General features: G+C 71.5%; 23 protein-coding genes and 1 tRNA gene. 9 read left to right on the top strand and 15 right to left on the bottom strand.

Features of this window, described 5'->3' with window-relative positions:
* Nucleotides 1-233 precede the first annotated feature (233 nt).
* The 3 genes from FDA94_RS14885 to FDA94_RS14875 form a co-directional block, all read right to left on the bottom strand.
* Nucleotides 234-306 (bottom strand) — tRNA-Leu (locus FDA94_RS14885).
* Nucleotides 307-524: 218 nt separating this feature from the next.
* The gene (locus tag FDA94_RS14880; protein ID WP_246059929.1) at nt 525-1,790 is read right to left on the bottom strand and encodes an NAD(P)/FAD-dependent oxidoreductase; all 1,266 of its coding nucleotides are present in this window, start codon (nt 1,788-1,790) and stop codon (nt 525-527) included.
* Nucleotides 1,791-2,058: 268 nt separating this feature from the next.
* On the bottom strand, nt 2,059-2,829 hold the full coding sequence (locus FDA94_RS14875) for a uracil-DNA glycosylase (protein ID WP_137247647.1): 771 nt from the start codon (nt 2,827-2,829) through the stop codon (nt 2,059-2,061).
* A gap of 44 nt (nt 2,830-2,873) precedes the next feature.
* Here FDA94_RS14875 and FDA94_RS14870 point away from each other — a divergent pair, with 44 nt between their 5' ends.
* On the top strand, nt 2,874-4,058 hold the full coding sequence (locus FDA94_RS14870; RefSeq protein WP_137247646.1) for a cytochrome P450 family protein: 1,185 nt from the start codon (nt 2,874-2,876) through the stop codon (nt 4,056-4,058).
* Between the two features lie 5 nt (nt 4,059-4,063).
* Here FDA94_RS14870 and FDA94_RS14865 read toward each other — a convergent pair whose 3' ends face one another.
* From FDA94_RS14865 to mfd, 7 genes are all read right to left on the bottom strand, one after another.
* On the bottom strand, nt 4,064-4,954 hold the full coding sequence (locus FDA94_RS14865; RefSeq protein ID WP_137247645.1) for a Ppx/GppA phosphatase family protein: 891 nt from the start codon (nt 4,952-4,954) through the stop codon (nt 4,064-4,066).
* A gap of 85 nt (nt 4,955-5,039) precedes the next feature.
* Complete coding sequence (locus tag FDA94_RS14860; RefSeq protein ID WP_137247644.1) at nt 5,040-5,540, bottom strand: DUF501 domain-containing protein; 501 nt, start codon at nt 5,538-5,540, stop codon at nt 5,040-5,042.
* Nucleotides 5,541-5,936: an FtsB family cell division protein gene (locus tag FDA94_RS14855; RefSeq protein WP_137247643.1), complete on the bottom strand. Its 396-nt coding sequence runs from the start codon at nt 5,934-5,936 to the stop codon at nt 5,541-5,543.
* A 58-nt stretch (nt 5,937-5,994) separates the two neighbouring features.
* Nucleotides 5,995-7,272 (bottom strand): phosphopyruvate hydratase, encoded by a 1,278-nt coding sequence (eno, locus tag FDA94_RS14850; protein ID WP_137247642.1) that lies wholly within the window; start codon nt 7,270-7,272, stop codon nt 5,995-5,997.
* 51 nt (nt 7,273-7,323) lie between these two features.
* Nucleotides 7,324-8,295: a nucleoside triphosphate pyrophosphohydrolase gene (locus FDA94_RS14845; protein WP_137247641.1), complete on the bottom strand. Its 972-nt coding sequence runs from the start codon at nt 8,293-8,295 to the stop codon at nt 7,324-7,326.
* A gap of 3 nt (nt 8,296-8,298) precedes the next feature.
* Nucleotides 8,299-8,904: a SurA N-terminal domain-containing protein gene (locus FDA94_RS14840; protein ID WP_170990937.1), complete on the bottom strand. Its 606-nt coding sequence runs from the start codon at nt 8,902-8,904 to the stop codon at nt 8,299-8,301.
* Nucleotides 8,905-8,939: 35 nt separating this feature from the next.
* Nucleotides 8,940-12,422: a transcription-repair coupling factor gene (gene mfd, locus FDA94_RS14835; protein ID WP_137247639.1), complete on the bottom strand. Its 3,483-nt coding sequence runs from the start codon at nt 12,420-12,422 to the stop codon at nt 8,940-8,942.
* Nucleotides 12,423-12,588: 166 nt separating this feature from the next.
* Here mfd and FDA94_RS14830 point away from each other — a divergent pair, with 166 nt between their 5' ends.
* Nucleotides 12,589-13,260, top strand: a complete 672-nt coding sequence (locus FDA94_RS14830) for a class I SAM-dependent methyltransferase (RefSeq protein WP_246059900.1) — start codon at nt 12,589-12,591, stop codon at nt 13,258-13,260.
* Here the strand turns inward: FDA94_RS14830 and FDA94_RS14825 are convergent.
* Together FDA94_RS14825 and FDA94_RS14820 are read right to left on the bottom strand one after the other, a co-directional pair.
* On the bottom strand, nt 13,257-14,429 hold the full coding sequence (locus FDA94_RS14825) for a hypothetical protein (protein ID WP_137247637.1): 1,173 nt from the start codon (nt 14,427-14,429) through the stop codon (nt 13,257-13,259). The two genes, FDA94_RS14830 and FDA94_RS14825, sit on opposite strands and share 4 nt — an antisense overlap.
* Nucleotides 14,426-14,920: a SigE family RNA polymerase sigma factor gene (locus FDA94_RS14820; protein ID WP_137247636.1), complete on the bottom strand. Its 495-nt coding sequence runs from the start codon at nt 14,918-14,920 to the stop codon at nt 14,426-14,428. The genes FDA94_RS14825 and FDA94_RS14820 overlap by 4 nt, the downstream gene beginning before the upstream one ends.
* 85 nt (nt 14,921-15,005) lie before the next feature.
* Between FDA94_RS14820 and cysC the strand changes: the two genes are divergently transcribed.
* Nucleotides 15,006-16,214 (top strand): adenylyl-sulfate kinase, encoded by a 1,209-nt coding sequence (gene cysC, locus FDA94_RS14815; protein WP_137247635.1) that lies wholly within the window; start codon nt 15,006-15,008, stop codon nt 16,212-16,214.
* Here the strand turns inward: cysC and FDA94_RS14810 are convergent.
* A complete protein-coding gene (locus FDA94_RS14810; protein WP_137247634.1) occupies nt 16,103-17,191 on the bottom strand; it encodes a glycoside hydrolase family 26 protein in 1,089 nt (362 codons plus the stop codon). The two genes, cysC and FDA94_RS14810, sit on opposite strands and share 112 nt — an antisense overlap.
* A gap of 184 nt (nt 17,192-17,375) precedes the next feature.
* Between FDA94_RS14810 and FDA94_RS14805 the strand changes: the two genes are divergently transcribed.
* The 6 genes from FDA94_RS14805 to FDA94_RS14780 are packed head-to-tail and all read left to right on the top strand — an operon-like array spanning nt 17,376 to nt 23,565.
* Complete coding sequence (locus FDA94_RS14805) at nt 17,376-18,587, top strand: YveK family protein (protein WP_137247633.1); 1,212 nt, start codon at nt 17,376-17,378, stop codon at nt 18,585-18,587.
* Nucleotides 18,584-19,846 carry a hypothetical protein gene (locus FDA94_RS14800; RefSeq protein WP_246059899.1) on the top strand — a complete coding sequence of 421 codons (1,263 nt, stop codon included), beginning with the start codon at nt 18,584-18,586 and terminating at the stop codon, nt 19,844-19,846. The genes FDA94_RS14805 and FDA94_RS14800 overlap by 4 nt, the downstream gene beginning before the upstream one ends.
* Nucleotides 19,843-20,733 carry a hypothetical protein gene (locus FDA94_RS14795; protein ID WP_137247632.1) on the top strand — a complete coding sequence of 297 codons (891 nt, stop codon included), beginning with the start codon at nt 19,843-19,845 and terminating at the stop codon, nt 20,731-20,733. Before FDA94_RS14800 ends, FDA94_RS14795 begins: the two co-directional genes overlap by 4 nt.
* Nucleotides 20,730-21,551 (top strand): sulfotransferase domain-containing protein, encoded by an 822-nt coding sequence (locus FDA94_RS14790; protein ID WP_246059897.1) that lies wholly within the window; start codon nt 20,730-20,732, stop codon nt 21,549-21,551. The genes FDA94_RS14795 and FDA94_RS14790 overlap by 4 nt, the downstream gene beginning before the upstream one ends.
* Nucleotides 21,539-22,711 carry a lipopolysaccharide biosynthesis protein gene (locus FDA94_RS14785; protein ID WP_137247631.1) on the top strand — a complete coding sequence of 391 codons (1,173 nt, stop codon included), beginning with the start codon at nt 21,539-21,541 and terminating at the stop codon, nt 22,709-22,711. Before FDA94_RS14790 ends, FDA94_RS14785 begins: the two co-directional genes overlap by 13 nt.
* Nucleotides 22,708-23,565: a sulfotransferase gene (locus FDA94_RS14780; RefSeq protein WP_137247630.1), complete on the top strand. Its 858-nt coding sequence runs from the start codon at nt 22,708-22,710 to the stop codon at nt 23,563-23,565. The genes FDA94_RS14785 and FDA94_RS14780 overlap by 4 nt, the downstream gene beginning before the upstream one ends.
* Here the strand turns inward: FDA94_RS14780 and FDA94_RS14775 are convergent.
* Nucleotides 23,558-24,346, bottom strand: coding sequence for a WecB/TagA/CpsF family glycosyltransferase (locus tag FDA94_RS14775; protein ID WP_137247629.1), 789 nt, complete (start codon nt 24,344-24,346; stop codon nt 23,558-23,560). The genes FDA94_RS14780 and FDA94_RS14775 overlap by 8 nt on opposite strands.
* A complete protein-coding gene (locus FDA94_RS14770; RefSeq protein ID WP_137247628.1) occupies nt 24,346-25,209 on the bottom strand; it encodes a glycosyltransferase family 2 protein in 864 nt (287 codons plus the stop codon). Before FDA94_RS14770 ends, FDA94_RS14775 begins: the two co-directional genes overlap by 1 nt.
* Nucleotides 25,210-25,223 lie beyond the last annotated feature (14 nt).

Genomic DNA, 25,223 nt, shown 5'->3' with positions numbered 1-25,223 from the left:
AACCCTGTTCGGGCAGCCGCCCCGACGCCCCGATCCGGCGTCGGCGGAGGGGTTCCGGGGCTTGACGGGAGGGCTGACGACCTCGCCCCAGGGGGTGCGCGCGGCACCGCGACGGACAGCCCGACGATCATCGTCGCAGGTCGGCTGCGGCGCCCCGATAGGCCCATCCTGGAATCACAACGGCCCGCGACCGCATTTCTGCTGGTCACGGGCCGAATTACGCCACCAAACGGTGCCCCCGGCGGGACTCGAACCCGCACTAAAGCCCTTTTAAGGGGCTTGCCTCTGCCATTGGGCTACGGGGGCGCCGCGATCATACGTCACGGAGCGCACAACTGTAACTGGTGAGACCTTACGCCGCATCCCCCGTACGATCCATCAAACTGGGCGGCAATACAGTAGCAGGGAGAATGGCCAGCGAAACGGGATGAAACAACCATCCGCGTTCCCTTCTCGCCTTGCAATGTGATAACGGCCCGCGCCTGATGGTAGGCGCGGGCCGTTAACAAAGGGAGATGCCGGGGTTACCCGGCGGCAGCGGCTCTGAACTGGTCGCGGGGGTGCTCGATCTCACCGAGCGACACGGTCTCCCGGCGGAAGAACAGCGACAGGGTCCAGTCGGCCATGACGCGGACCTTCCGGTTGGTGGTCGGCACCCGCGACAGGTGGTAGGTCCGGTGCATGAACCACGCGGGCCAGCCGCGCAGCTTGACTCCGTAGACGTTCGCGACGCCCTTGTGCAGGCCCAGCCCGGCGACCGAGCCGACGTACTTGTGCTTGTAGTCCCTGAGAGGACGGCCGCGCAGGTAGGCGGTGACGTTGTCGCCGAGGACCTTCGCCTGGCGGACGGCGTGCTGGGCGTTGGGCGCGCAGTACTCCCCCGGGTGGGTGAGGTCGGGCACGCCCGCCACGTCGCCGGCCGCGAAGGCGCCCTCGACGCCGCTGACGGTGAGCTGGGTCGTGGTCTTGATGCGGCCGCGCTCATCCAGCGGGAAGTCGCCCGAGTTCACGATCGGGGCGGCCTTGACGCCGGCCGTCCACACGACGGTGGCCGCCTCGAAGGCGTCGCCGTCACTGGTCTCGACGTGCCCGCCGACGACCGAGTTCAGCCGGGTCGACATCTTCAGCTCGATGCCGCGCTCGCGCAGCTGCTCGGCGGTCCAGGTCCCCATCTCGGGCCCGACCTCGGGCAGGATGCGGTCGGTCGCCTCGATCAGCACCCACCGCAGGTCGCTCTTCTTGATCGACGGGTAGTAGGAGATGGCGTCGTCGGTCATGTCCTGGAGCTCGGCCAGCGCCTCGATCCCGGCGAACCCGCCGCCGACCACGACGAAGGTGAGCGCCCGGCGCCGCACGTCCTCGTCGTCGGCCGACTCGGCCCGGTCGAGCAGCGCCAGCACGCGGTTGCGCAGCGCGATGGCCTCGCCGACCGACTTGAAGCCGATGGCCGCGTCGGCGAGCCCCGGGATCGGCAGCGTGCGGGAGACCGAACCGGCCGCCATGACCACGATGTCGTAGCCGATCTCACGGGGTTCGCCCACGATCGGCTCGAACGTCAGCTCACGCTGCTCGTGGTTGACCTTGGCGACCTTGCCGTTGAGGATCCGGACCTTGGGGAGGACGCGGCGCAGCGGCGCCACGACGTGCCGCGGCGAGATGCTCCCCGCGGCGGCCTCCGGCAGGAACGGCTGGTAGGTCATGTAGGACTGCGGGTCGATGAGGGTGATTCGGACCGAACCGTTCCGCAGTTCGCGACGGAGGGTGCGCTGGAGCCGCAGGCCGGTGTACATGCCCACGTATCCACCGCCAACGATGACGATGTGCTTCGACGTGCGGTTCACCACGGATGCCCTTCGTGTGTTCCGATCGCTTGTGAAAGCATTCACAAGCTACCTGAACAACACCGCGCGAGGCCAATCGCTTCCCAAGGGAACTTGACCGAACTTTCCAGATCGGCAATTTCCTGTACGACTTCACCCGCGAACTTTGCCCAAAGTTTCGAACGTGACCGACTTCACACATGTGAAGCAATTCACAAGCCCTGTGACCTGCGAGTTCTCACAAGCCGGCGGCGCGGGTGAAGATCGCGTCGAGCATCGCCTCGGTGACCCTGCCGGTGAACGTGTTCTGCTGGCTCGGGTGGTAGCAGCCGATCAAGGTCGTCGGGCCCAGAGGTACCTCGGCCCCGTGGCCGAACGGCGGGCGAGGGGTCGGGAGGCTGTAGCCAGCGGCCTTCAGGGCCGGCCAGATCGCCTGCCAGGCGAAGCCACCCAGGGCGACGATGACACGGGGTCGTACGAGACGGAGCTCCTGGAGGAGCCAGGGGAAGCAGTTGTCCCGCTCCTCGGGGGTCGGCTTGTTGGCGGGCGGGGCGCAACGGACGGCGGCGACCATGCGGGCCCCGATCAGGCGCTGGCCGTCGCCCGCGTGGACGCTCGTCGGCTGGGCGGCCAGGCCCGTGCGGTGGAGGGAGGCGAAGAGCCAGTCGCCGCTGCGGTCGCCGGTGAAGATGCGGCCGGTGCGGTTCCCGCCGTGGGCGGCGGGGGCCAGGCCCACGATCAGGACCCTCGGATCGTCGTCGCCCCAGCCCGCGATGGGGCGGCCCCAGTAGGTCTCGTGCTGGTACGCCCTCCGCTTCACGTCGGCCACCTCCTCCCGCCAGGCCACCAGCCGGGGGCAGGCGCGGCACACCGACTGGCGGGCGGTCAGCTCGCCGATCGACGGGCTGTGCCCGGCCAGGTCGGCCACCTCCGCCGGCGTGGTCGCGACGGGGGTCGAGGGCGTGGCCGGGTCGTCCGGCCAGCCGGTGCCGGGAGGTACGAAACTCATGGCCCCAAGCGTGCCAGCGGAGGCGGCGGGGAAGGACAAGCGCCGTGTCCCTCCCTCCACTTTTCGGCCCCGCCTTCGACGCCGACCCCTACCCGGCCTACGACTGGCTGCGCCGCAACGCCCCGGTCACCAAGGTGCCGCTGCCCGGCTGCGAGGCCTGGTTGATCACGCGTTACGCCGACGCGGTGACCGCGCTGACCCATCCGGCGCTGGCGAAGGACCCGGCGCTGGGCTCCCCCGAATGGTTCCGCGCGCAGCTCGGGCTACCCCTCGACCACCGCTCGACGCTGGCCCGGCACATGCTCAACGCCGACTCCCCCGACCACCCCCGGCTGCGCCGCCTGGTCAGCGCCGCGTTCACGCCCCGGAGGGTGGCGAGGCTGCGGGCCCGGGCCGAAGACCTGACCGAGGGCCTGCTCGCCGTGATGGCCGCCAAAGACGAGGCCGACCTGATCGCCGACCTGGCCTATCCGCTGCCGATCGCGATCATCTGCGACCTGCTGGGCGTGCCCGAGCCCGAGCGGGCCGCCTTCCACCACCTGGCCTCGGTGATCGACTCGGCGGCGGCCTCGGAGATCGACCAGCTCGCGGCGGCGACCGACGGCCTGGAGCGGTTCCTGGGCGACCTGGTGGCCCACAAGCGCACCCATCCGGGCGACGACCTGCTGACCGAGCTGGTGCGACGCCCCGACATCAGCCCCGAGGAGCTGACCTCGACGGCGTTCCTGCTGCTGATCGCCGGGCACGAGACGACGGTCGCCCTGATCGGCAACGGCCTGCTGGCGCTGTTACGCAACCCCGGTCAGTTCGCGGCCCTGAAGAAAGACCCGTCGACGCTGCCCGACGTGATCGACGAGATGCTGCGCTACGACGGCCCGGTCCGGAACGCGACGTGGCGCTTCCCGACCGAGCCCGTCGTGATCGGCGGCCAGGAGATGCTCCCCGGCGAGCCGGTCCTGGTGTCGCTGCTGGCGGCCAACCGCGATCCGGAGGCCTTCGACGACCCCGACGCCTTCCGGCCCGGACGCGTCGACGAACCCCATCTGGCCTTCGGGCGCGGGCCCCACTACTGCGTGGGCGCGGCGCTGGCCAAGATCGAGGGCGAGGTCGCCATCGGCGGCGTGATCCGCCGCTTCCCCGACCTCGAACTGGCGACCGACGACCTGGTGTGGTGGCCGAGCAACATCATGCGCGGCCTGTTCTCCCTGCCGGTACGCCTGCACAAGTAGCAGGCTCAGGTCAGCGACCAGGCGATGCCGTCGAGGATGTCGTGCTCGCTCACGACCACCTCGGTGAACCCGAAGTCGCGGACGATCCGGTCGAGGATGAGCGCGCCGGCGCAGATCACGTCGACCCGGCCCGGGTGCATCACCGGGATCGCGGCGCGCTCCTCGCGGGTCATCGTGAGCAGCCGTTCGGTCACCTCGTGGACGTCTTCGGCGGAGATCCGCGAGTGGTGGATCCGCTCGGAGTCGTAGCGGGGCAGGCCCAGGGCGATCCCGGCGACGGTCGTCACCGAGCCGGCGAGCCCGACGAGCGTAAGGGCGTCGCGGACCGGGACCGCGTCGGCGACCACCGCCAGGGCGGCGTCGATGTCGGCGCGCATGGCGGCGAAGTCGCCGTCGTGGCGTTCGGTCAGGCGGACGCAGCCGATGTCCATGGACAGGGCGCCCTTGACCTCCGAGGAGCCGACGACGAACTCGGTCGAACCGCCGCCGATGTCCACGACCAGATAGGGCCCCGGCGGGTCGGAAATGCCCCTTACGGCCCCGTTGAAGGAGAGGGCGGCCTCTGCGGCGCCGCTGACGACTTCGGGCTCCACGCCGAAAATGGCGCGCACGCCGTCGACGAAGACGTCCCGGTTCCCGGCGTCGCGGGTCGCGGAGGTCGCGACGACCCGCGTCTTCACCGCGCCCTCGTCGAGGATCTCGGCGGCGTAGCCGCGCATCGCGGCGAAGGTGCGCTCCAGGGCCTCGGGGGCGAGCATCCCGGTCTTGTCGACGCCCTGCCCGAGCCGGACGATCTCCATCCGCCGCGTGACGTCGGTGAGCGTGTCACCTTCGACGTCGGCGATGAGCAACCGGACCGAGTTGGTCCCACAGTCGATGGCGGCCACACGCGTCACTACTCAACCCACCTCATCAGCACCGGCGATCAGGCCCGCCAGCATACGCAGCCAAGCTACCGGCCCACCCGACGATCGACCGACCTCAGCAGACGCACGGGCCGTCGGCCCACCACTCCGGGAGGGCGTCGAGGGCCTCGCGGCCGAACGGGTTGGTTCCGGGGGCGGCCAGTTCGTGGCCCACCAGGGCGTGGAGACACTTCACGCGGTCGGGCATGCCGCCGGCCGTCTGGGTGCCGCGGGGAAGGGGCTCCAGGCCGTCTTCCGCGGCGGCCTTGTCGCGGCGGGCCAGGTAGTCGTCGTGGGCGGCCTGGTAGCGGGCGGCCAGTTCCGGGTCGGCGGCCAGGCGGTCGCGCATCTCCTTCATGACGCCGCCGCCCTCAAGGGTGCCGATCGCCGAGGCCGCGCGGGGGCAGGTCAGGTAGAAGGTCGTCGGGAACGGGGTTCCGTCGGGGAGGCGGGGTGAGGTCTCGACCACGTCGGGGAGGCCGCACGGGCATCGGTGGGCGATCGCGCGCACGCCGCGCGGAGGCCGGCCCAGTTGGGCCTCTACCGCCGCCAGGTCGTCTGGACTGACCCCGGACACCTATCCCCCCATTTTCTTGCCTTCGCCCCGGTCGGCCGATTCGACCGACTGCCAGAGCGAGATGTACCACGGCGAGACGGCGGCCCTGCGCTGTCCGGCCGAGGCGGATGTCTTCGTTCCGTCGTCGAGGACCCCGTAGCAGTGGGCGCCGGGCTCGCAGAAATGGAGTTTCTCGCGGGCTTCGCGCTTGATGTATTCGGGGTCTTCGAGCCGTTTGCGTTCCTCTTCGAGCGAGCGGAGGTCGGCCAGGGCCTTCGCCTGCTGCTGTTCCAGCTGGGTGATCTGCCGCCGCTGGGCGAGGAACTCGCGCACGGGATAGGCCAGGCTCATCGCGATCGCGCAGACCACGACCGCGAGGATCGCGGCCCGGCCGGTGAGCTGCGGTCGTTTCGCCATCTGCACCTCGCTTCCGGTAGGGCCCGCGCCGGGCGGACGCGGGCCGTACCGGTAAAACCTAGCCCTGGAAGCGCGGGAACGCCTTGCGACCCGCGTAGCGGGCGGCGTCGTCGAGAAGTTCTTCGATGCGCAGGAGCTGGTTGTACTTCGCGACGCGGTCGGAGCGGGCCGGGGCGCCGGTCTTGATCTGGCCGGCGTTGACCGCGACCGCCAGGTCGGCGATGGTGACGTCTTCGGTCTCGCCCGAGCGGTGGCTCATCATGCAGCGGTAGCCGCTGCGGTGGGCGAGGTCGACGGCGTCGAGGGTCTCCGACAGGGTGCCGATCTGGTTGACCTTGACCAGGAGGGCGTTGGCGGTGGCGCTGTCGATGCCGCGCTGGAGCCGCTCGGGGTTGGTGACGAACAGGTCGTCGCCGACGATCTGGACCTTGCCGCCGACGGTGTCGGTCAGGGTCTTCCAGCCCGTCCAGTCTTCCTCGTCGAAGGGGTCTTCGATCGAGACCAGCGGGTAGCTGCGGACCAGGTCTTCGTAGTAGGCGGCGAGCTCCTCGGCCGACAGGCCCTTGCCGTCGATGGTGTAGACGCCGTCTTTGTGGAACTCGGTGGCGGCCACGTCGAGGGCGAGCGCGATGTCGGTGCCGGGGGTGAAGCCGGCCTTCTCGATCGCGACCAGGATCAGGTCGAGGGCGTCGCGGTTGCTGGGCAGGTTCGGGGCGAAGCCGCCCTCGTCGCCCAGGCCCGTGGCGTAGCCGCGCTCCTTGAGCACCGACTTGAGCGAGTGGTAGGTCTCGGCGCCGATGCGGACGGCCTCGGAGAACGTGGCCGCGCCGATCGGCGCGATCATGAACTCCTGGATGTCGACGTTGGAGTCGGCGTGGGCGCCGCCGTTGAGGATGTTCATCATCGGGACCGGCAGCACGTGGGCGTTGGGGCCGCCGACGTAGCGGAACAGCTGCAGGTCGGACGACTCGGCCGCGGCCTTGGCGACGGCCAGCGAGACGCCGAGGATGGCGTTGGCGCCGAGACGGGCCTTGTTGGGCGTGCCGTCGAGGTCGATCATGACCTGGTCGATGATGCGCTGCTCTTCGGCGTCGATGCCGAGGATCTCGTCCTGGATCTCGTCGGTGACGGCCAGGACGGCCTTCTCGACGCCCTTGCCCTTGTAGCGGGAGCCGCCGTCACGGAGCTCGACCGCCTCGAACTGCCCGGTGGAGGCGCCGCTCGGGACGGCGGCCCGGCCGGTGCTGCCGTCTTCGAGCAGGACTTCGACCTCGACAGTCGGGTTACCCCGCGAATCGAGGATCTCGCGGGCGTGAACGGCCTCGATGGAAGCCACGAAGCACTCCTAAATGTCGAAAGACAGTTTGCGACAAGAGCCTATCGACGCCTACTCGCCGGTAACGCCCATCTGTCCATCATCCGAGACGGAGTTCCGCTCCCAGGCCTCGACTCTGGCCCGGTAGTCGCGCGCCGCCTGCCGCAGCGCCGCCTCGGGATCGGCTCCGGCGTCCTGGATCTCGCGGACCAGGTCGAACAGCCGCTGACCGGCCGAGCCGGGCCCCTGGGCCAGTTCGGCGGGGGCGCCCGCCCGGGACGCGCGCCGCAGCAGCTGGGCCGCCAGCGACACGGCCGGCTGGCCCATCGGGACCCCGGCCAGCGCCGACTCCGACTCGCCCTTGGCCGCGCGCTCGGCCTTCTTGATCTCTTCCCAGTTGGCCGCCACCGTCTCGGCCCCGTCGACGCGCACGTCGGCGAACACGTGGGGGTGGCGCCGGACCAGCTTGGTCACGATCGCCTCGGCGACGTCGTCGACGTCCCAGCCCTCGTCGCCGCGCTCCTGGGCGAGCCGGGCGTGGAAGACCACCTGGAACAGCAGGTCGCCGAGCTCCTCGCGGAGCCCGGCCAGGTCGCCGTTCTCGATCGTCTCGACGACCTCGTAGGACTCCTCGACCAGGTAGGGGATCAGCGACTCGTGGGTCTGCCGCCCGTCCCAGGGGCACTCGCGGCGCAGCCGGTCCATCACGGCGACCATGTCGAGCAGGCGGGCGCCGGGCAGGTCGTAGGAGCCGGGCACGACCTCGATCTCCGGCGGGTCGGGCAGCGCCAGCGCCGCGTGGCCGACGGCGCGGAAGAACGCCTCGTCGCCGTCTTGCGCCGCGAGCCAGACCAGGGTCGAGGTGACCGCCTCGCGGGCGATGGCCGCCGGGTCGTCGCGGACCTCCGCCCCGGGCACGAACGGCAGCAGCGGATGGTCGGCGGAACCGGTGAAGACCTTCCCTGCCCGCAGGGCCTCCCACGCGGGAGCGCTGAGGATCCCGGGGGCGACCCGGGGCGAGGAGGTGACGACGATCAGCGGCACGCGTCAGCCCGCAGCGGCGCCGTTGCCGGCCGGCGCGGTGCCGAAGCGGTCGCTCGGCAGCCAGCCCTGCGACGGGTCGAACTTGCCGTAGCGGGGGCTGAAGGTCACCGGGATCTTGCTCGCCAGCTCGTTGATCTTCTGCTGGCCGGCGGCCATCTGCTGCTCGCCGGTGCCGCCGCCGAGCTTGGCGGCCAGCTTCTCTGAGCCGATGGAGACCTTCAGCCAGTCGCGGGCCAGCACCGGGGACACGCCGCGCTGCAGGAGGATCTGGTCGACGGCGGCCTGGCCGTTGTTGCTGGCGTAGAAGGCGTCGACCTCGCCCTCGGAGACCGTGATGCCGTTCTGCTCCTCGAGCTGGCTGAACTGGCTGACGTTGGCGAGCTGGAGGAGCACCGCCTGGGTCACCGTGCCGGGAAGCTGCTGCAGCTGGTCGGGGGCGATCTTCGCGGCCTCCAGCGCCTTCTGGAACTCCGTCACGTTGTTGTCAAGCGTGGCGATGGTGATGCGGCGGTCGCCGACCGTGGCGGCGGAACCGGCCTCGATCGGCCCGCTGCACGCGGTCAGCGCCAAGCCTGCGGCGACGGCCACGGCGGCCAGTTTGAGCTTCACGGAAGACCCTCCAGGTCCCTGACTGTTCGGCGCGCCTACTTTACTCGGTTGGGCTCCAGGAAAAGCGCCTCGACCAGGTCTCCGCACCAGCGCAGCATGTCGAGGTCGCGCAGCGGCTGCCCGCCGATCGGCTTGGTCTTCGGCACCGGCACCAGCAGGGTCTCGGTGGCCTGCTTGAGCAGGGCCTTCGGGTAGAGCCGCTGGAGCCGCACCTGCTGGGAGTCGCGCAGGGCCACCGGGGCGAACTTGATGTTGGCGCCCATCAGCTGTACGTCGGTCAGCCCCGCCTTGCGGGCCCTGATCCGGAACCGGGCCACTTCGAGCAGGTTGTCGACCTCCTGCGGCGGACGGCCGTAGCGGTCGGTGAGCTCGTCGCGGACGGCGGTGATGTCTTCTTCGGTGACGATCGCGGCGATCCGCTTGTAGGCCTCCAGCCGCAGGCGCTCGCTGGTGACGTAGTCGTGCGGGATGTGCGCGTTGATCGGGAGCTCGACCTTGACGTCGGGCTGCTCGGTGACCGTCTCGCCGGAGAGCTTGTTCTTCTGTTCCTGTACGGCCTCCGCCATCATCCGCACGTAGAGGTCGAAGCCCACGCCCTGGATGTGGCCCGACTGCTCGGCGCCCAGGATGTTGCCGGCGCCCCGGATCTCCAGGTCCTTCATGGCGACGTACATGCCCGCGCCCATCTCGGTGTGCTGGGCGATCGTGGCGAGGCGCTCGTGGGCGGTCTCGGTGAGCGGGTTCTCCGGCGGGTAGAGGAAGTAGGCGTAGCCGCGCTCGCGGCCACGGCCGACGCGGCCGCGGAGCTGGTGGAGCTGCGAGAGGCCGTAGTTGTCGGCCCGGTCGACGATCAAAGTGTTGGCGTTGGGCACGTCGAGGCCCGACTCGACGATCGTGGTCGAGACGAGCACGTCGAAGTCGCGCTCCCAGAAGCCCACCATGATCTTCTCGAGCTGCTGCTCGTTCATCTGGCCGTGGGCGACCGCCACGCGCGCCTCGGGCACGAGCTCGTGCAGGCGGGCGGCGACCTTGTCGATGCTGCGCACCCGGTTGTGGACGAAGAACACCTGGCCGTCGCGCATCAGCTCACGCCGGATCGCGGCGGCGATCTGCTTCTCGTCGTAGGGCCCGACGAAGGTCAGGATCGGGTGGCGCTCCTCCGGCGGGGTGAGGATGGTCGACATCTCGCGGATGCCGGTGAGGCCCATCTCCAGGGTTCGCGGGATCGGCGTCGCCGACATGGCCAGGACGTCGACCTGGGTGCGGAGGTGCTTCATCGCCTCCTTGTGCTCGACGCCGAACCGCTGCTCCTCGTCGACGATGATCAGGCCGAGGTCCTTGAACCTGACCTCGGGCGAGAACAGCCGGTGGGTGCCGATGACGACGTCGATGCCGCCCGCCTTGAGCCCTTCGAGGGTGTCCTTCACCTCGCCGTCGGTCTGGAAGCGGGAGATCGGCCGCACGGTCACCGGGAAGTTGGCGAATCGCTCGCCGAAGGTCGACAGGTGCTGCTGGACGAGCAGGGTCGTCGGGACCAGCACGGCGACCTGCTTGCCGTCCTGGACCGCCTTGAACGCCGCCCGCACCGCGATCTCGGTCTTGCCGTAGCCGACGTCGCCGCAGATCAGCCGGTCCATCGGGACGGCGCGCTCCATGTCGCGCTTGACCTCGTCGATGGCTTCGAGCTGGTCGCCGGTCTCGGCGTAGGGGAAGGCGTCCTCCATCTCGCGCTGCCACGGCGAGTCGGCCGCGAAGGCGTGGCCCGGGGAGGCCATGCGGGCGGAGTAGAGGCGGATCAGCTCGCCCGCGATCTCCTTGACTGCCTTCTTGGCGCGGGTCTTGGCCTTGGCCCAGTCGGCGCCGCCCATGCGGTTGAGGGTCGGGGACTCGCCGCCGACGTAGCGGGTGACCTCGTCGAGCTGGTCGGTCGGGACGTAGAGGCGGTCGCCCTTGGCGTACTCGATGACGAGGTACTCGCGGGTCGCGCCCTGGACGGTCCGCTGGACCATCTCGATGTAGCGGCCGACGCCGTGCTGCTCGTGGACGACGTGGTCGCCGATCTTGAGCTGGAGCGGGTCGACCATGTTCCGGCGCCGGCTCGGCAGCCGCCGCATGTCTTTGGTGGACGCCTTCTGCCCCACCAGGTCGAGATGGGTCATTACGGCCAGGCCGGAGGTCACGAATCCGTGCTCCAGCCGGCCCGTGGTGACCTGCACGACGTCGCGGCCCGGCGGCTCGTCGATCGACCGGACCAGCCGGGCGGCGACGTCGACCCCCTTGAGCAGCTCGACCATCCGCTCGGCGGGCCCGTGGCCCTCGCTCATCAGCACGACCGAGCGCCCGGCCCCGAGCCAGCCCTTGATGTCGCCGAGGGCGCGCTGGGTGTCGCCCCGGTAGGCCTCCACGTCGTGGGCCCCCAGGTCGAGGCCGTCGCCGAAGGGCGCGATCGACCACCAGGGCTGGCCCAGCTCGCCGGCGTGCTCGCGCACCTCGTCGAGGGTGCGGAAGGCGGCGGCGTCGAGGTCGATCGGGGCCTCTCCCCCGGCGGCGGCGGTGATCCACGACGCCTCCAGGAACTCCTGGCTGGTGCGGACGAGCTCGACCGCCCGGCCCCGGATGCGCTCGGGGTCGCAGACGAACACCGCCGCGCGCAGCGGCAGGTGGTCGATCAGCATGTCCATGTCCCCGGCGAGCACGGGCGCGAACGCCTCCATGCCCTCGACCGGGATCCCGTCGGCCAGCGAGCCGAGGATCTCCCCCAGCGCCGGATGATTCTCGGCCAGCTCACGGGCGCGGTCGCGGACCTCGGGGGTGAGCAGCAGCTCGCGGCACGGCGCGGCGAACAGCCCGCCCTCGGCCACTTCGAGGGAGCGCTGGTCGGCGACCTTGAACCAGCGGATCTCCTCCACGGTGTCGCCCCAGAACTCCAGCCGCAGCGGGTGCTCCTCGGTCGGCGGGAACACGTCGAGCAGGCCGCCCCTGACCGCGACCTCGCCGCGCTTCTCCACCATGTCGACCCGGTGGTAGCCGTTCTCGACCAGGCGGACGACCACGTCTTCGAGGTCGGCGTCGTCGCCGGGGTGCAGGCGTACCGGCTCCAGGTCGCCGAGCCCGGCCACGATGGGCTGCAGGATCGCGCGGACCGGCGCGACCACGACCCGCAGCGGCCCGGCGGTCGCGTCGCCCGCGACGGGATGGGCCAGCCGCCGCAGCACGGCGAGCCGCTGGCCCACCGTGTCGCTGCGCGGCGAGAGGCGCTCGTGCGGCAGGGTCTCCCAGGCCGGGAAGACGGCCACCTGCGACTCGGGCAGCAGGCTCGTCAGGGCGGTGGCCAGGTCTTCGGCCTCGCGCCCGGTGGCGGTCACGGCGAGGACGGGACGGGTGCGCGCGACGGCGGCCACCCCGAACGGCCGCAGGGCGGTCGGCGCGATCAGATCGGCGCCGGTCACCTCCTGGCCGAGCGCCTCGGCCAGCTCTGGCTGCGCTGCGACGAGGTCGAGAAGTCCGGAAAGTGTCATGCCGCGGGCCCCCACGTGAGTCACTACAGCCGCCTGCCGGAGGAATCGACGGCACGCGGACGACCCGGAACCTGATCGGGACCGGGGGTACCTCACAAGGCTACTGCGCTCGCGACTCGCCCATGATGCGACCCGATTCCGTGAGCGGATGACTACGCTTTGTGACATGTCGTCTTTCGGAAAAATCATCGGCGAACGCGCGGCGGAGACGCCCGGGAAGCCGCTCGACGTCCTGGTGGCCGGCTGTGGCCGGGGCGAACCGCTGGAACTCGGCGGTGTCGACTGCCGGGTTACCGGGGTCGATGAGGATCGGCCCATCCTTCGCGCGCACACCGTCGAACGCCCCGACCTGCACGTCTACGCCCTGGGCGACCTTCGCTCGGTGCCCATGACACCGCGGGGGTTCGACATCGTCTGCGTCGAGTTCCTGCTCGAACGAGTCCAGTACGCCGAGCTGATCCTTGACCGGATGGTCAACGCGCTGCGTCCCGGGGGGCTGCTGCTCATCCGGGTCCGTGACCGGGAGTCGGCCTACGGCTTCGTCGACCGGGTCCTGCCCGGCTGGCTGCGGGGCCGGTTCGGCGAGCCGCTGCCGGCGGTCTACGAACCGGTCTGCTCGCGGGAAGGGCTGCGCGCCTACTGCCTGATGCGCGGCCTGATGATCGCCGAGGACCGGGGAGAAACCACCGGCCCGGCCCGTCTCGGCCCCCGCGGGAAACTGGTCGAGACGGTGTGCCGGGTGGTGGCGGCTCTGTCGCGCGGCAAGCTCGACCCCGTCTACGACGAGGTGACGCTGATCGTGCGCCGGCCGAGGAACCACTTCGCGCGGATCATCTAGCGGCGCACCAGGATCGGCCGCCACGAGTTGCGCGAGTCGCGGTAGGAGGCGAGCTGCACCGTCTCCTTCCCGTCGACGCTCACCATGACCAGCGCGTTGTCGAACTCGTTGTCGCAGTCACGGGCGCAGCCGAGCCCGATCAGGTGGTCGTCGTCGACCCAGGCCCACAGCTGGAGCATCCGCTGACGGCCGACGACCTCACCGGTCTCGACATCGGTGACCTTGGTGGGCAGCCCCGCGGGACCGGCCCGCAGCCTGCCGTTGGGGGACACTCCCGCCTCGTTCATGCGGCGGGGGTAGTCCTCCTCGGAGCCGAGGCGGACGCCTTCGGTGTCGTAGAGCCACCGGCCGCCGCCCGTGATCTTGGTGGCCCACAGGCGGGTGCTGTCGTCGTCCCAGCGCAGGTCCTCCCTGCTGCCCATGGCGTCGGGGTCGGGCGGCAGCGGGCGCCAGGTCCGGGTTCCGGCGTTCGGGTTGATCACGTGGAAGCCGGTGCGCGACTGCGGCACGTGCTCACCGCTGGTGCGCTTCGCGTCCGTCCACTTCGTCTCGTCGGGCGGCGCGCTGTAGGTGGTGGCGACCAGCTTCGAGCCGTCGGGTGACCAGTAGACCGATCCGGCGGCGTCCTCCAGGTCGTACCAGCGGGTGTACGTCATGGTCGTCAGGTCGAGCAGGCCGAGCCGACGGGAGGGCAGGTCTCCCTCGAGCACGGCCGCGAGGCCCATGCCGGGCAGCACGTCGACCCACTGGTAGGGGGTGCGGACATAGCGGCCCTTGCCCTGGTCGTAGACGCTCCAGGTGTAGCGGAGGGTCTCGGTGCCCCGGCCGGTGTCGACCCATTCGGTCGAGTAGTAGGAGCCCACGGCCCACGGCCCGGCCGCGACCAGGTTCACCGGGGGGTCATTCTCGGTGTCGCTGTGGACGGTCGTCGGCGCCGGCGAAGCGGCCGGCCTCGGCCTCTCGGCCACGATGGTGCGGTCGGGCGAAGCGCCCGGCAGCAGGGTGACGACGGCCGTGACGGCGACGGCGACCAGCACCGCGCCCGACCCGGCGAAGCCGAACAGCCGCGTCCTGCGGGCCCGCAGCGCGCGGTCGGCCAGGTCACCGGGCACGCGCACCTCCTCGGCCCAGTCGCGGAGGCCCTCCTTGATCATCGTGTCCTCGTTCATCGGGAGAGCTCCCTCAGGTCGGCGGAGCGCAGCTTCGCCAGTGATCGGTGGGTGGTGCTGCGGACCGTGCCGACCGAGCAGCCCATGACACGGGCGATCTCCTCCTCGGGCAGGTCCTCGTAGTAGCGGAGCACGAGCATGGTGCGCTGCCGCCGGGTGAGGGTGGCCAGCGCCTCACGCAGGGCCAGGCGTAACTCGACCGTGCGGGTGGCGTCGTCGGCGCCCTTCTCCGGGGGTTCGGCCATCGTGGTCTCGTGCCGCCGCCACGCCCGCCGCCACAGGCTGACATGCTGGTGGTACATGACCCGCCGGACGTAGGCCTCGGGGTCGGCCACGTCGGACCACCGGCCCAGCGCGCGGACCAGCGACGCCTGCACCAGGTCCTCCGCGGCGTGCTGGTCACCGGCGGTGAGCAGGTAGGCAAGGCCCATCAACGCGGGTGACCGGGCGGCCACGAACTCGCGGAAACGCAGTTCTGCTGCCGAGTCCACGGTCACCTCCTAGAAGATGTGTCAGCCTTTATGACGCCGCTGTGCGGCTCCTCCTATGCCTGCCGAGATCGGATAATCGACCGCCATGACCGACTGGACCCCCGACGCCCGCGAACTCGCCGACCTCGAACTGCTCCTTTCGGGGGCGTTCGCGCCGCTGACCGGCTTCCTCGGCAAGGCCGACGCCGCGTCGGTCGCCGAGACCGGCACGCTCACCGACGGCACCGCGTGGCCCGACCCCGTCACCATCGCACTGCCCGACGAGATCGCCGTCGGCGACCAGGTCACCCTCACCGATCCCGAAGGGGCCGCGCTGGCCGTCATGACGGTGACCGAACGCGACGGGCACCACGCGGCGGGTCCGGTGGAGGCGCTGGGCGCGCCCGTCTACGGGCCGTTCGCGCGGCTGCGCCGTACCCCCGACGAGGTGAAGACCGACGGCGAGGTGCTGGCGGTCACCATGCGCGGGCCGCTCGACGGACCGGCGCTGGCCGACGTCGCCGCCACGGCCGAGGAACTGGAGGCGACGGTCCTGCTGATGCCGCTCATCTTCGGCGAGGCCGGGCCCGCGGTGGTGCGGGCCGCGCTGAAGGCGCAGGCCGAACTGCCCGGGTCGCAGGTGGTGGCGGTGCCGCTGGCCCCGCGCGAGGACGTCGAGATCGACCTCGAACTGCGTGAGCACGTCGCCCGCAACTACGGCGCCACCGAGCACTACGCAGGCCCGGCTCCGGTCCGCATCCCGGGGCCGCCGCACCGGCGCGGGCTGGTGGTGTTCTTCACCGGGCTCTCCGGGTCGGGCAAGTCGACCGTGGCCCGGGGGGTGCGCGACGCGCTGCTGGAGAAGGGCGGCCGGACGGTCACCTACCTCGACGGCGACGTGGTCAGGCGGCTGCTGTCGAAGGGGCTGACCTTCTCGGCGGAGGACCGCGACCTGAACATCCGCCGGATCGGCTTCGTCGCGAGCGAGGTCGCCCGGCACGGCGGCCTGGCCATCTGCGCCCCGATCGCGCCGCACGCCCACACCCGCGAGGAGGCCCGCGAGATGGCCGAGGAGGTCGGCGCCGACTTCCTGCTGGTCTGGATCTCCACCCCGGTGGAGGAGTGTGAGCGCCGCGACCGGAAGGGCCTCTACGCCAAGGCCCGCGCCGGGCTGATCCCCGACTTCACCGGGGTCTCGGCCCCCTACGACGAGCCGGAGGACGCCGACCTGGAGATCGACACCACCGGCCTGCCGGTCGAGCGGGCGGTCTCGCTGGTGATGAACGCCCTCACGACCGGCGGCTGGGTCAGGTAGGCCGACCGCCCGAGCCGCCGGAACGCCTCGGCGGCCTCGGGCGTGGTGTCGAACCGCGTGTCGCCCCTGGGCGCCCATGGGGAGTCGAAGTAGACCAGGGCCTTGATCTGGGGGTATGCGGCTATCTGGCGGCGTACGGACTCGAAGAAGGCGGCTTTGAAACCGGGCCGCTCGAAGACCCCCCACTCGGCGACCATGATCGGCTTGGCCGGGAAGCGTGACTGGGCCCAGCGGTAGAAGCCCGGCCAGTCGGGGTGGTCGGGGCGGCGCTTGTCGACCAGTGAGGCGAAGTCGGTGACGCGCTCGTCGGCGTAGGGGTCGACGCCGATCCAGTCGACCACCGCGTCGCCCGGGTAGAGCCGCTCGAACCACGACGCCGACGACCAGTTGGGCGCGCCCATGTAGGTCATCACGGTGACCGCGTTGGTGACCCCCTTCTCGCGCAGGCGCAGCACGACGTGGCGGAACATCGCGGCGTAGTCGTCGGCCGCCATGCCCTCGACGGGCCGGACGTCATTCTCCGGTTCGTGGTGGATAGTCAGGAAGAACCGCTGCGGGAAGGTCGCCGAGATGTGCGCGGCCAGCTTGTCGATGCGCCGGTCGAGCGCGCCCGACGCGATCTCGGCCCAGGTGTGGCGCAGTGACGGCTTCCAGTTGACCAGCAGCAGCCGGTCTTTCGCGAGCGCGCGCTCCTCGTCGGTCGGGAAGAGCTCGCCCGCGCGGTGGTAGACGTGCAGGATGTCGGCCCGGCGGCCCATCCGCTGCTCGGCCCGCTGCAGGCCGCGCGTGGGGCCCCGGCCGGTGAAGACCTCGGGGGCGATGCCCCACCAGGCCCCGCAGGTGGGGATCAGCACGCCCGTGACGGCGCAGGGCGCGGCGATCGGCGGCTCCGTCTTCGGGACCGTCCGTTCGGCGTCCCCCGAAGCCAGGGAGCAGCCCGCCATCATCAACACGACCACCGTGATTGCCCAGCGCATGGATTCACCTTTCCACTGCCGGGGGAGAACATGTGGCCTCCTTTTCCAGAACGCAGCTCCGACATGTCCGGCGAATCGCCGTTATTGTTCCGTGATTCGCCAGCAGAAATTCTGTAATTAGCACCGGGGTAATCACCGCACCCGGCTAGGGTTCGTAGTCGCTTCACCCCCATCGGAGACCGACATGAGCCTGCCACCGCCGCACAGCCGGGACCTCGCGGAGTACGGCTCCGTGTTCCGCCGCCGCTGGATCATCGCCCTGACCTGCCTTTTTCTCGGTGTCATGGGCGGTGTCGCCCTGCTGTGGACGGCCCCGACGGCCTACCTGGGGGTGGCCGAGGTGCAGGTGGCCCCGACCGGGCTCGGGGAACCGCAGAACGTGGTGACCGCCCGGCAGCGCGAAGCTCTCAATCTCGACACCGAGGCGCAGATCGCACAATCGTCCGTGGTGGCGACGAATGCGTCACGCGTTATTGGAGGCGACCCCGAAGACCTTCGGGGGCAGGTATCCGTTGATGTGCCACCCAATTCGGGAATTCTTCGGATTTCGTTCACCTGGCCCGACGCCGCCGGAGCCGCCCGGGGCGCGCAGGCCTTCGCCGACGCCTACCTGGCCCACCGCCTGGCGGCGGCCGAGGCGCTGCTGACCGAGCAGAAGCGGGCCGTCCTGGCCAAGCTCCGCCTGGTCAACAGCCAGCTCAGCACCGCGCTGGTCACCATGTCCCGGCACCCGAAGGGCACCCCGCAGCGCGCCCTGGCCGCCCACCAGCAGACCGTGCTGACCCGCCAGGCGACGGCTCTCACCCTCCGGTACGACGTCCTGAAGACCACCGCGGTCACCCCTGGGACCGTGATCACCCCCGCGTCTCCCCCGGAAACGGCCAGCGAACCGCGCCCCTCCCTGTACGTGGGCGGCGGCCTGTTCGCCGGCATCCTGCTCGGCGTGGGAGCGGCCTTCGCCCGCGACCGCTCCGACCTCCGCCTCCGAACCCCGGCCGACGTCGAGCGGTTGACCAACCTCGCCCTGCTTCCCCAGGGCGAGGAGTTCGCCGCGGTGGTGACGGCGGCCGGGCACCGGAGCGTGCTGGTCGAGGGCCTGGGGGTCGAACCGGCCCACGTGGCGTGGACGCTGGAGGAGGGCTTCCCGCCGGGCGGCGGCGTCCTCCTGGTCACCGCGGGTCCGACCGACGCGGCCGTGCTGGCCGTGGCCCTGGGCCGCATCCGCGCGCCGTGGGTCATCCGCTCGGCCAAGTCGCTGAAGCGCCGGGGCGTCGACGTCCTGGGGGTGATCGCCGTCGACCCGGCGGGCGCTCCCGGGACGCTGGCGGTCGACGCGCTGCGCTCGCAGCAGCCCCCGACCGTGGACATCCCGCAACAGCGCCGAGACCTGCTGTGACGTGGCGCCTGGCGCCCGCCGCGTGGCCCATCGCGGCGTTCCTCGTGGGTTATCCCGTCTGGTGGGCCCTGGGGTTCGGCGGGCTGTCCATCGTGGTGGTCGCCGTCCCGATGGCGGTCGTGCTCTGGCTGCGGCGGCCGATCCTGATCCCGCGCGGCATGGGGCTGTGGGCGCTGCTCATCGTCGGCTACCTGGTCAGCGCGGTCATGCTCGACGCGACGCCCGCCGGGACGTACGGCGAGTTCGGCATGGGGCGGGTCGTCGGCTGGACCATGCGGCTCACCGTCTACATCGCGCTCTTCGTCGTCGTCCTCTACCTGGGCAACCTCACCAAGGAGGAGCTCCCCCAGCTCACCCTCGTCAGGATGCTCGGGGTCCTGTTCCTGACCGCTGTGGCCGGGGGGCTGCTGGGGATCCTCGCGCCGGAGTTCGAATTCACCGCGCCGATGGAGCACCTGCTCCCCGACCACGCCTTCGTCACCAACCTCGTCCACCCGACGGCCGCGCAGATCCAGTACGTGCTCGGGCACCCCGCTCCCCGTCCGGAGGCGCCGTTCGAGTGGGCCAACGCGTGGGGCGGCAACGTCTCGATCCTGCTGGTCTGGTTCGTCGTCGGCTGGTGGGTCTACGGCGGGCCGGCGCGCAAGGCGGTGGCGGCGGGGGCGGTCGCGGTGGCCGCGGTGCCGGTCGTCTACTCGCTCAACCGGGGGCTGTGGGCGGCGATCGCCATCGGGGTGGCGTACCTGATCATCAGGAACCGGAACCGCGCGGCCCTGCTGACCCTCGCGGCCGTGACCGGGGCGGCCTTCGTGTTCTCGCCGCTGGGCCAGGTCGTGGCCGCGCGGGTCGACCGGCCCCACTCCAACGACATCCGCGCCTTCACGGTCGCCACCACCGTCGAGGTCGCCGCCACGTCGCCGATCATCGGCTACGGCAACACCCGCAACGCGTTCGGCAACCACCGCACGATCACCACCGGCCGGACCGACTGGTGCCGGTCGTGCGGGCATCCGCCGCTCGGCTCAGACGGGCAGCTCTGGCTGCTGCTCATCACCCAGGGGTTCACCGGCGCGGCCCTCTACGTCGGCTTCTTCGCGGGGGCGCTCAGGCGGCACTGGCATGATCGGTCGCCGATCGGGCAGGCGGGAAGCCTGGTCATGCTGCTCGTCCTCTTCTACATGTTCATCTACGACGGCCTCGTCAGTGCCCTGACCCTCTATCTGATCTCGTTCGCGGTCCTGTGGCGGAACGCGACGTGAAGGACTTCCGCATACGTCTGCGCTACCTGGATGAGGTGATCTCCTTGCTGTTCCCGCCGTCCACCACCACTTCGGCCCGGACTCTGGTGCCGAGCCGGCTCGTCCCCCGGCGGCTGGTGCCCCGCGCGCCATGGCATGTCGGCGGGCGGGTGCTGGTCCCCGACGGGCCGGACACGATCGAGACGCACCTCGGCGACGTGCTCGGCCGCCGGGTGCGGGCCACGCTGCACGTCCGCCCGGCCCGCCGGGCCAACCGCAAACCCGTCCTGGAGCTGCACGACGACACCGGCCTCCTGGCCTTCGTGAAGATCGGCGACCAGCCGCACACCAAAGACCTGATCCGCCACGAGACCGACACGCTGCGGGCCATCGCCCGCCACCCGTTCGACGTCGTCGTCGCGCCCAAGGTCATGCACCACGGGACGTGGCGCGACCTCGACGTGCTGGTGCTGACCCCACTGCCGGTCACGAAGGGCAGGCCGTCGGCCGACCTGCTCGCGGCCGCCGCCCAGGAGATCGCCGCGCTCGGCAAGGGCGCCTGGCACGGCGACTTCTCGCCGTGGAACGTCGCCCCGATGGGCGACCGGCTGCTGGTCTGGGACTGGGAGCGGTTCGGCACCGGCGTGCCGCCGGGCTTCGACACGCTGCACTACTTCTTCCAGACGGCCCTGCGGCGGATGCGCCCGGCGTCGGCGGCCAAGGCGTGCGTCGCGCAGTCGGGGCGGCTGCTGGAGCCCTTCGGGATCTCCTACGAAGACGCGCGGGTGACCGCCGCCGCCTACCTGATGACCCTGGCCGAACGCCACCGCGCCGCCGGCCACGAGCCGCTCGGTTCGCCCGCGAAGTGGCTGAACCCCGCCGTCGACGGGCTGGAATCCCTGACGTGAAGGCCCTGAAGACCACCGCCCACGCCGTGTCGATCACGGCGGGGCGGCTCACCGGGGGCGCCCGGATGCTCCCCTCGTTCCTCATCGTGGGCGCGCAGCGCTGCGGGACCACCTCCCTCTACCGGGCGCTGTCGCAGCACCCGATGGTGGCCAAGCCGGTGCTGCGCAAGGGCGTCCACTACTTCGACATGGCCTACGGACGCGGCCTGGCCTGGTATCGGGCGCACTTCCCGCTGCGGCGGCCGGGCATGCTGGCGTTCGAGTCGTCCCCCTACTACCTGTTCCACCCGCTGGCCGGGCCGAGGATCGCCTGGGACCTGCCCGACGTGAAGCTGATCGTGCTGGTCCGGGATCCGGTGGAACGTGCCATTTCCGCCCACGCGCACGAACTGGCCCGGGGCTTCGAGTCGGAGCCGTCGTTCGCCCGCGCCGTCGACCTGGAGCCCGAACGCCTGGCCGGCGAGAGCGCCCGGCTGTGCGCGGCCCCGCTGTCGTCGAGCCACGCGCACCGCCACCACGCCTACCTGGCCCGGGGCCGCTACGCCGAACAGCTCGCCCGCCTCGAACCGGTGATCGCCCGCGACCGCGTCAAGGTCATCGACAGCGGCCGCTTCTTCGCCGACCCGATGCCCGTGTACGACGACCTGCTGTCCTTCCTCGGCCTTCCCCCGATGGCCGACCCGGTCTTCGACCGCCACAACTCGCGGACCCACGCGCCGATCCCCCGCGCCCTGCGTACCCGCCTGTCGGAGCACTTCCTGCCGTGGGACGCCCTGCTGCTGTCGTGGCTCGACGCGACCCCTTCATGGCGCGTCTGAGGTCGGTGGCGGGCCTGGCGGGAGCCGGCACCACCGCGGCCGCCCAGTTCGCCGTCACCCTGTTGATCACCCGCACGCTGCCCCCGGCGGAGGCGGGCGCCTTCTTCACCACGACGACGCTGGGACTGCTGCTGGCCGGGGTCCTACGCCTCGACACGGGCAACGGCCTGATCTACTTCCGCGCCCGCCAGCGCGAGGGGGGTGTCGCCACGACCGCCCGGCCGCTGCTGACCGTGGCGCTGGTCCCCGTCATCGCCGGCGCGCTCGCCGTCTCCGTCGTGCTCGCCGGCGCCGAGCCGGCGCTCGCGCTCGTCCTGCCGTTCGTCGTGGTGGCCGACGTGCTGGTGGCCGCCACCAGGGGGGCCGGGGCGATGCGGGAGACGCTGCTGCTCAGCGGGCTGGTGCAGCCGCTCGCCCAGCTCCTTCTCGTGGGTGGCGCGCTGGCGGCCGGGCTGTCCGCCCCCTGGCTCGTCGTCGCCTGGGGGATCCCGGCGGTCCCGGTGGTCGTGCTCGCCGCCCTGAGGTTGCGGGGCGTGGAGACCCGGACGACGTGGCCGGAGTTCTGGAGTCACACCTCGCCCCGGTCGCTGGCCGCCGCGCTGCAGGCCGTCTTCCAGCGGCTCGACGTCGTGATCGTCGCGCTGCTCGCCGGGCCCGCCGAGGCCGCGTTCTACGTCGCCGCGACCCGGTTCAAGGTGGTCGGGCAGCTCGTCGGGCAGGGGCTGGCGCAGGGCGTACAGGCCGAGCTGGTGAAGAAGTTCGCCCAGGGAGAGCCGCGGGCGGCGCGGGCCCTCTATCGGCGGGCGGCCCGCACCCAGATGGCCCTGACCTGGCCCCTCTGGATCGGGTACGCCGTCTTCGCCCCCCAGATCCTCCAGGTCTTCGGCGACGGCTACGCCCACGCGGCCGACGTCGCGATCGTGCTGGCCGTCACGATGATGGTCGCCTCCGCCTGTGGGATGGCCGACGTCGTCATGATCGCCTCGGGGCGGACCAGGGCCAGTCTCGGCAACGTCGCCGCCGCGCTGGCCGTCACCGTCGTGCTCGATCTGCTGCTGGTCCCGGCCCACGGCGCGTTCGGCGCGGCGCTCGGCTGGGCGGGAGGGGTCCTCGTGAAGAACCTGGTGCCGGCCGCCCAGCTCGCCAGGGCGACGGCATGATCCTCGTCACCGGCCTCCCCCGCAGCGGCACCTCGTGGGCCGGCCGCATGCTCTGCGCCTCCGGCGAGCTCGTGTACGTCAACGAGCCGCTCAACCCCGAACGCCCCTACCGTGGCGTGCTGAACGCGCGGGTCGAGCATCGTTTCCAGTACATCTGCCGCGACAACGAGGCGGCCTGGCTGAAGCCGTTCCAGGACACGGTGAGCCTGCGGTTCCGCTGGCACGCCGAACTCCCCTGGCCGCCGTCGCCCGCCCGGTACCTGAAATACGCCGCGTCGTTCACCCACGGCCGCCTGACCGGCCGCAAGGCCCTCCTCGACGACCCGTTCGCGCTCTGGTCGGCCGAGTGGTTCGCCGACCGCCTCGACTGCCGGGTCGTCATCCTCACCCGCGACCCGGTCACGTTCGCCGGCAGCTGGGAGCACCTCGGCTGGACCGCGAACCCGGCCGACCTGCTCGACCAGCCCCTCCTCCTCCGAGACCACCCCCACCTGTCGGCGCTGGCGCAGGCGCCTCCTGACCGGCTGGCCAGGATCGCGGCCCTGTGGAAGGCGGCGCACGAGTCGGTCCTCCAGATGCGCCACCCCAACATCCGCGTGGTCGGCTACGAGGAACTGGCCGCCGATCCGCACTTCGGCTTCCGGAGCCTGTACGAATGGTGCGGCATCCCCTGGACCGACCGGTCGGCCGCCACGATCACCCGGTCGTGCACCGGCCCGGCCGAGGAGGCGGGCTTCGCCTGGCGGGGCACCTCGAAGACGGCGTTCCGCCCCACCGACAGCCGAACGGCGGCGGCCAGGTCGCGCCTGTCCGCCGCCGACGCCGAGAGGGTCAGCCGGCTGACCCTCAGGTGAAGAGCCGCCGCACCGCGCACACCGTCAGCAGCCGCACCGCGAACGGCAGGTCGTCGACGAGATAGCGCCTGGCCAGCCGCGACGGCTCGCTGAGCAGCCGGAACAGCCACTCCAGCCCGCGGTCGCGCATCCAGACCGGGGCCCGCGCCACGGCGCCCCCGGCGAACGCGATGGCCGACCCGCAGCCGACGAACCACGTCTCGGGCAGGTCGCCCCGCAGCCGCTCGATGAGCAGATCCTGCTTGGGGAACCCCAGCCCGACGAACACCAGCAGCGGACGCGCCGAGGTCAGCGCGTCGCGCACGGCGGCGAACTGCTCGGCGTCCTCCTCGAACCCCCACGGCGGCGCGTCGACCCCGGCGATCGACAGCCCGGGGTAGCGCTCGCACAGCGCGCGGGCGGCCCGGTCGCCCACCCCGGGCGGCCCGCCCAGCAGGTAGATGGGCACCCGGTAGAAGGCCGCCGCCTCGGAGAGCGACCAGATCAGGTCGGCCCCGGTGATCCGGGCCGGCACCGGTTTGCCGAGCAGCCGCGACGCCCACACCAGCGGCATCCCGTCGGCGACCGCGATGGAGGCCCGCAGGACCAGTGCCCGCAGCGCCGGGTCGCGCGCGCACGCCCGGCAGATGTCCACGTTGGGCGTCACCAGATGCCCGCCCGAGCCCCGCCGGATGGCCCCGATCACCCGGTCGACCACCTCGATCTCGGTCAGCCGGTCGACGACCACCCCGCCCACGGAGACGCGCCGCCGTTTGGGCGGCGCGACGATGCGCGTGCGCATCAGATTCCGTGACCGCGGGTATGCAGCGCGCTCAGCACGGCCGGCGCCGAGACGAGCCCGGCCGCCACGGCCAGCGCCAGCGCCGCCCGGGGCTCCCGGTGCCGCGAGTGGAAGGCGAGCGCGGCGAACCGCCGCGCCTCCTTGCGCCGCCCGAGCGCGGCGTGGTGGAAGGCCAGCTGCCCGTAGATGCGGGCGGCGCCCCGGGCGTCGTCGGCGATCTCGGGGTGCCTGGCCAGCATCCACTCGAGGCCGCTGATCCGGTCGGCCCAGCGGGTCGCGTAGTGGGACCTGCCCCACCGCACCCGGACGAGCGGCCGGTCGACGTGGGCGATCGGCTGTCGCTTGGCCGCGCGCATGGCCAGGTCCCAGTCTTCGTTCTGGCCGGCGGGCGCGCTCTCGTCGACCCACAGGGCGCCGCGCCGGAAGACGTAGGTCGACGCGTGCACCATCACCATCCGCGACCGGGTCAGGTCGGCGGCGGTGATCTCGGCCGTCCCGGCCAGCCGGGTCACCCGGCGCGAGCCGTATTCGACCTCGATGCCGCAGCTCGCGAACTCCGCCCCCGTCCGGACGAGCAGGTCGACCTGGGCGTCGAGCTTCCCGGGCAGCCACACGTCGTCGTCGTCGCAGAAGGCCACCAGATCGGTGTCGAGCGCCGCGATCCCGGTGTTGCGGGCCCCCGGCAGACCCGGGCTCAGGCAGTTGGGCAGCACCTTCACCCGGTCGTCGTCGACGGAATCTAACGGCGCCCCGTCGACCACGACCACGACGGCCGCGGGGCGGTTGGCGAGCACGCCTTCGATCGTCGCTCGCAGGGGACGGTCACCACGGGTGGGGATGACGACGCCGACGGTCGAGGTCATCGTTGGCCTCCGAT

The organism is Herbidospora galbida (genome assembly GCF_005233835.1).
GTDB classification, from domain to species: domain Bacteria; phylum Actinomycetota; class Actinomycetes; order Streptosporangiales; family Streptosporangiaceae; genus Herbidospora; species Herbidospora galbida.
Note: the sequence above shows the minus strand (reverse complement) of the source record. Positions and strands in the feature narration are given on the sequence as shown.